Annotated in this window: 4 protein-coding genes, 1 tRNA gene and 1 pseudogene; all 6 read right to left on the bottom strand. The window is 54.1% G+C overall.

Features of this window, described 5'->3' with window-relative positions:
- On the bottom strand, positions 1-475 hold a 475-nt coding region (locus RMSM_RS34080; protein ID WP_008708437.1), incomplete at its 3' end, for an SRPBCC family protein.
- A gap of 93 nt (positions 476-568) precedes the next feature.
- Positions 569-1,033: a DUF1579 domain-containing protein gene (locus RMSM_RS34075; protein WP_052031933.1), complete on the bottom strand. Its 465-nt coding sequence runs from the start codon at positions 1,031-1,033 to the stop codon at positions 569-571.
- Between the two features lie 296 nt (positions 1,034-1,329).
- A tRNA-Glu gene (locus RMSM_RS34070) sits at positions 1,330-1,402 on the bottom strand.
- A 76-nt stretch (positions 1,403-1,478) separates the two neighbouring features.
- Positions 1,479-2,069 (bottom strand): ATP-dependent Clp endopeptidase proteolytic subunit ClpP, encoded by a 591-nt coding sequence (gene clpP, locus RMSM_RS34065; RefSeq protein WP_008708435.1) that lies wholly within the window; start codon positions 2,067-2,069, stop codon positions 1,479-1,481.
- A gap of 91 nt (positions 2,070-2,160) precedes the next feature.
- Positions 2,161-2,793 carry a ClpP family protease gene (locus tag RMSM_RS34060; RefSeq protein ID WP_008708434.1) on the bottom strand — a complete coding sequence of 211 codons (633 nt, stop codon included), beginning with the start codon at positions 2,791-2,793 and terminating at the stop codon, positions 2,161-2,163.
- Positions 2,794-3,279: 486 nt separating this feature from the next.
- A pseudogene (gene glgX, locus RMSM_RS34055) lies at positions 3,280-5,384 on the bottom strand (glycogen debranching protein GlgX).
- Positions 5,385-6,783 lie beyond the last annotated feature (1,399 nt).

Raw genomic sequence — 6,783 nt, 5'->3', positions numbered from 1 at the left:
GTGGTACACGCTGTAGGTGCTGTGTTTCGCCGGTGGATGCTTTGCTTTCGCAGAATTGTTTGAGGCTTTGCATTTCCTGTTCACTGGATTTGCAGTGGGACCGTTTCATCGTCCAACCCAACAATAATATGAACCAACGAAAGAAGCCCTTGCCTGTGACGGTGGCTCGCTGAGTCACTCGGGTTCGACCATTCAAGTCGTCAAATACATATTCGGCATCGATATCGAACATCGTGCCCGTCAAGTGGACTGCGTGAACGTGGGGTGGTTCGCAACGCGTGACCACGCCGGCAAATTCCATGCGTTTGCCATGATCCTCGGTGACGGTGCGAAACTTGGTGCCGACGCCGCCCGGTTTTTCTTCGATCACGACGTCTTCGACCACAATGATGCTCCACTCGGCCACGTTCTGGTGAGTAAGCCGATACACGTCATCAATGTTGCGGTCGATCAGGATGCTGGTCGTGTTCTGCATGACTTCGTCCGTTGTTCGTTTGCCGTGTTTTCACTCATGTTGGCATAGAGGGCCGTCTGCGATATTAGCTGCAATCAATCTTAATGCACTCGCTTAATGCACTCGGTGGTAAATCGTTTCGACCGCTTTGGCTTCCATGCCTTCGGGGTGAACGTTGTAAGCGGTGATCATCAGGTGGTCATCATCATGTGATTCAAATTCCGTTTTCCAGCCCCATTTGGGATGGTTGACGGCAACGTCGTATTCGCCGAACACACAAAAGCCGTGCTTGGATGTCGGGCCTTGAGAAAACATGATCGCTTCATTCATGTGGAAATCATCAATCCACGAGCACTGGAAGGTTTGCAAGATCACATTAAAAGCGATCAATTCCTCGCCGCTACGAGGTTTGCCTTGGATCGAACTTTCGTAGGCATGGCGAAGAAAGCTGCCTCCGAGCACCGCGGTGATCTCGCCTCGGATCGGGGATTCATCTGCGATTTTGCCTGGTTGGAACCAAGTTCGACAGGTGCCTTCCCACTTGCCTTTCATCTTTGCAAACAAGAGCTTGTGAGGCATGGCGAGTCTCCTTGGATCAAGAACCAAAAAAAAGAGAACGCCCTCGAGCGGCGGCAATGCTGTTGAAGCGATGCGTCCGCCAATGGAGGGGCGATGCGCGTACTGCTTAAAAGCATAGCGTAGATCGCAGCCAAGATCGATCAAAAGATAGGTCGTCTCGACAAGACGGGACGGTTTTGTGAACACGTCCCGGATGAAACACACGGGCTTTTAAGCTTGATGGGCTTTTCGGCTCGACGAGTTTTTCGGCACGGGTGTTTGACGCAAGGTTGGCTGAGAGCCGATCTGAGCTCCAGTACCCCCTAAGGGATTCGAACCCCTGTTTCCGAACTGAGAGTCCGGCGTCCTGGGCCGCTAGACGAAGGGGGCGGCCGACGCGGGATGAGCGGCAAGCGAGTTGCCGCATTCATTTTCCGCTGTCGTTCGGGCCGCGGTTGCGGCCTGCTTACACTTGGCCCGCCTTGTGGACCACTTTGTCGATCAAACCGTAGTCACAAGCTTCGTCGGCCGACATGAAACGGTCGCGATCGGTGTCTTGTTCGATCTTTTCAAGCGAGTGACCGGTGTGTTCGATCATCAACTCGTTCATCCGCTTCTTGATTCGTCGCAATTCTTCGACGTGAATTTCCACTTCGCGTGCGGTTCCTTGCATGCCGGCAAGCGGTTGGTGAATCATGATCCGAGCGTTCGGCAGCGCATAGCGTTTGCCCTTCGCACCGGCGGTCAAGAGTGCCGCTCCCATCGATGCCGCTTGTCCAATGCAGTACGTCGCAACGTCACAGGAGACGAATTGCATCGTGTCATAGATCGCCATGCCTGCGGTGATGCTGCCACCGGGGCTGTTGATGTACATGTGGATATCGGCTTTGGGATCGTCCGATTGCAGGAACAACATTTGCGCGACCAACGCGTTGGAGATCTGGTCGTCCACTTGTTGGCCGAGAAAGATGATCCGGTCTTTGAGCAGTCGGCTGTAGATGTCATAGACGCGTTCTTCGCGTCCGCTTTTTTCGACAACGTAGGGAATGATGGGCATGCTTATAAACTTTCGACGGTATGGGGGCTGTTAGTTTCAGATAAAATGACGACGTCGTCCGAGCGAGTTTTCAATGGTCTCGTTCGGCTGACTATGGAGTATCGTCGTCATCGTTGTCGTCCGCAGGTGGCTTGACCAAGATGTCGTCGACAAGCCCGTACGCCTTCGCTTCTTCGGCACCGAGGAAGAAGTCGCGGTCGGTATCCTGCGAAATCTTGTCCACCGATTGCCCGCTGTGCTTGCTGATAATTTTGTTCAACACGTCACGGTAACGGAACATTTCAGCGGCTTGGATCTCAATGTCGCTGACTTGGCCGCCCACGCCACCCATGGGTTGATGCATCATCACGCGGCTGTTGGGCAAACAGAACCGTTTGCCTTGAGTTCCGCCGACCAACAAGACCGCCGCACCGCTGCAGGCTTCGCCGACACAGTACGTCGCGACAGGGCACGACAACATCTGCATCGTGTCATAAATCGCCAGCGTGGCGGTAACCGATCCGCCGGGTGAATTGATGTAAAAATGAATGTCCTTGCGACGATTTTCGCTCTGCAGATAAAGCAGCTTCATTACCACGTCGTTGGCATTGGCATAGTGAATCTCGCCTTGCAGAAACACGATGCGGTTTTCCAAAAGCAAATCGCCAAGGGTCAGTTGACGCTGACGTTGATAGCTCTGGTACGAGTGGCTATTGGAAAGTTCGTGAAGGGGGGAATGGTTCATGCAATCTCTTTCAGTGCAGTGAGGGGTTGCCGAATTTTTGTGGCAATACCCCGGTGACTTCTACTTGGTGGAAGACGAGTCAGGGTGTCTCGTGTCTTAGTGTTCGTGATTATTGCAAAGATGGCAAGACGGGTTGACCAGCCACCGTCGTTTGCAGATGGACGATTGCCGGAAAAAACGCCGTTTTGCTGTGCTAGCAAATGCCACCGCCTCGGGTCTCCCTAAGGTGACTCGAGGCGGTGGGCGAAAAATGGCAGCGGCGGCCCGTGAACGTTAAGCCCGTGGGCGCTGAGCCCACGAGCTTCGGTCCGAGTGGGCAAATGCCCTCGATTTTGGGGGACCAGCGGGTGGTTCAGCCGGCAGCCAGTCACTCACTGTCCTGCCCATTTCGAGCGATTTACCCGCTCTCGCCGGACCCATGACGCCGTGGTTGCAAACCAAACCGGATGCAAACCACGGCAGACCGTCGGTCTCGATTTCACCCCATTAAGGGGCGACCGGTGGCGTTTCGAGCTGGTTGACGTAGATCTTCAACGAGTGGCAAGGCACATCGGATCGACCCGATCGCTCGGTGGCATCGGCCCATTCAGCTTGGGGAAGATCTCGTTCGGCGATTCCGCAGCGGTGTCGACAAACAAGTTCCACTTCAATCCGCGGCCCACTTCGGGCAGCATGAATTCACGGTTTTGCCCGGTGCTGTTGAACATCATCACCACATCACGGCCCACGCCATTGGGATCGTCTCGCAGGTTTGGCGCCGCGATGTAGGCAACCATCGCCAATTCGTGCTGTCCCCAATCCAGCGGCGTTCCCGCAGCGGAGTACCACGAGACGTCTGGAATCATGCGGCCATCGACAGGTTGTCCGGTCAAAAATTCGCGGCGACGTACCGTCGGCTGGGCTTTGCGGAATTCGATCAGCGATCGGACAAAGCGAACCATGTCGGCGTTCTTGTCGACCAATCGCCAATCAAACCAACTGATGTCGTTGTCTTGGCAATAGGCGTTGTTGTTCCCTTTCTGAGTGCGGCGGCATTCATCGCCGCTGACCAGCATCGGAACACCTTGGCTTAATAACAACGTGGTCAACATGTTGCGAATTTGACGCTCGCGGATCGTTTGCACGCCCTTTTTGCGTGATGGACCCTCTTCGCCATAGTTGTCGCTGATGTTGTGGTTGTCACCGTCGCGTCCATCTTCGCCATTGGCCAAGTTGTGCTTCTCTTTGTACGACACCAAGTCATTCATCGTGAAACCATCATGGCTCGTGATGAAGTTGATGCTGCAGTGTGGCGGACGCCCGGCATGCTCGTACAAATCGCTGCTGCCGGCCAAACGGGTTGCCAACGAACCAAGCGTACCACCGTCACCACGCCAAAAACCACGAACGTCGTCACGGTAACGACCGTTCCACTCGGCCCAACGATGGTTGCCAAACGATCCCACCTGATACGCTCCGGCGGCATCCCATGCTTCGGCGATCACTTTGGTGTTCGCAAGCATCGGGTCTTCGGCAATCATTTCGACCATCGGTGGGTTGGGAATCAAGTTCCCCTTGGTGTCGCGGCTGAGGATGCTGGCCAAGTCAAATCGGAATCCATCAACGTGGTAGTTGTAAACCCAGTGACGCAAGCAGTGGAAAATCATTTCGCGAACAACGGGATGATTCCCATTGAGCGTGTTGCCACAACCCGAGTAATTCGAGTAGTGCTGGCCTTCGCTAAGGATGTAATAGACTTGGTTCTCGAGTCCCTTAAAACAATTGGTCGGACCTTGCTCGTTGCCTTCGCAGGTGTGGTTAAAGACCACATCCAAGATGACTTCGATCCCTGCCGCATGCAGCGCCTTGACCATCTGTTTGAATTCAACAACTTGGGCGCCCGGCGTTTTGCTATGGGCGTAACCGCGATGCGGCGAAAAGAACGCCATCGGGTCATAACCCCAATAGTTCGGCCGCTCCAGTTTCTTGCCGTTAGGATCGCGAATCGGAAATTCGTTGATCGGCATCAATTCAACCGCGGTGATCCCCAATGACTTGAGGTACGGGATCTTTTCGATGACGCCGAGGTAGCTGCCTGCCGTTTTCACCTTTGCCGTCCGGCTCTTGGTGAATCCACGAACGTGCATTTCGTAGATCACCGTTTCGCTCATCTCGTGACGCAAATGGCGGTCGCCTTCCCAGTCAAATGTGTCTTCGATCACAACACATTTCGGCGGACGAACGACACCGTCCTTGCTAGGCAGGTAGGTGCCCGCGAGCGCTTGAGCATAGGGGTCGATCAGACGCGCCGACGAATCAAATCGATGGCCGTGCTGAGGATCCCAAGGGCCACTCGCTTGGTAGTGGTAAAGTTGACCGTGTGCGAGACCGGGCACATGCATGCTCCAGATATCGCCACGGCGATCATTGACGGGGTCAAACTCGATCACCTCGCTCGGTTCACGATCGTTGACTTTGTTGTACAGCAGCAATCGCATCGCGGTTGCCGAACGGCTGAACACGGAAAACTGAACGCCAGTGTCCTGCAGTGTCGAGCCGTAAGGGGCTTGGTAAGCAAATTGCTGTTCGGGGCACGGCTGTTTCATGAGCATATTGCAGGTTCCTCTATCAAAAATGCTAGACGCTTTAAGTACAGTCGCGAAGATGTAGGCCCCCAGGCCTTGATTGATTGGGCTTCCTCGAGTGGGACGCTCCACCTTGCTGCGTCCATTTGAGTCTTTGGGGGGCCGCTGCTTCACTGCTGTCTGAAGTGCCTTATCGTTTGTCTGTGACGTTGGCGATGAACTTTCATTTCAAACAAGTCCCCGATGCTTCAACACCAGGGTCTTAAACGGATCAATCGGTTCAGGTCGCTAACGAATCAAACCTACCACGCCTCTACATGCATGCCGGAGAAAGACCAATGGTGTCTGACTTTTACCAACCTGCCCGTGTGTGAAGCGCCGTCTAGCGATTCCGTAACAAAGAAACCTCCCAGGTGAATTAGAGAAACGTTGATGATTAATGTGAAGAATCATAGTCGAAAAGCCATGCGGGGAGCACCAAGGAGGCTTGCTTAGGTGCCCCCACCTCCGCCAAAGGTCCCTGGCCGTCCTTTATCGCCCTGGAACGGACACCCACCACGCCCGCGTCCCTTCGGTTTTGCCGACGCGGTCACGTCCAAAGTGTGTTTAAACGCCGCAGAGGGTTTCGGAGCCAGCCGCGTTGGTTTAATGCCACGCGATCGCTGCCAAAGTCGGTGACAGCGGGACGCTGCCCTGGCGGCACCGTGGCTAGCGGCTCGTTGATTTAGTGATCCGCTCGCGTGTGTGCGGCGGGGTTCCACGCATTACCCGGTGCCTCACGACCCACGGTTCACCAATGCGAGTTGCATTTCGATTAAATCAACAAGTCGCTAGCCCGGGGGTAATGACAGAGATCAAGTCATCCGTTGTAACTTGGTTTGTCCTCGTCAAGTCAGACAAACTTGATGCAAACACTCTGTACGACAGCCTTTTTTAGGCCGTCACTCATTTCGACGCCTTCGGAATGACTGAGTGTCCGGAAAGACCGTCGTACAGGCTCGATGAATCCGGTCAATTGCGTGCTCACTCGATCCGCAGCCTCCTCGACTTCTAAGTTCGTGAAACCGATTGGCGATTAAAAATATGAATTCTGGGTTTTTCGTTTGTGAAGCTTGCTTGAAACGGCTTGCCAGCACCGGTTTTGTACATAGCGGCAATCCGCACGCCTTTGGTTTTGGCTGTACGGAAAACGAATGTCCATTAGCGAACATTGCTACGAAGGTGGCAGGTCGATTTGATGGTAAACATTGATGGTCAGCGGTGGGGGTGAGCAAAAAAGCCCGTCGATTGCTTAAAATAGGAGAAAATGGAGATCGATTTATTTTTTGTGTTTTCGGCAGTCCGGGAGAGGGGCGTGGGGTTCGGAAATCAGAAAGCATTGCCCAGAATCGCATTTTGTCCCCCCCAATTCGTTGTCGGGATCAAC

Source organism: Rhodopirellula maiorica SM1 (assembly GCF_000346295.1).
In the GTDB taxonomy this organism is placed as follows: Bacteria; Planctomycetota; Planctomycetia; order Pirellulales; family Pirellulaceae; genus Novipirellula; species Novipirellula maiorica.
Note: the sequence above shows the minus strand (reverse complement) of the source record. Positions and strands in the feature narration are given on the sequence as shown.

Bases quoted from the DNA above. Each gene is read 5' to 3' on its own strand.
- RMSM_RS34060 (WP_008708434.1), bottom strand. From the start codon at position 2,793: ATGAACCATTCCCCCCTTCACGAACTTTCCAATAGCCACTCGTACCAG.
- RMSM_RS34075 (WP_052031933.1), bottom strand. From the start codon at position 1,033: ATGCCTCACAAGCTCTTGTTTGCAAAGATGAAAGGCAAGTGGGAAGGC.
- clpP (WP_008708435.1), bottom strand. From the start codon at position 2,069: ATGCCCATCATTCCCTACGTTGTCGAAAAAAGCGGACGCGAAGAACGC.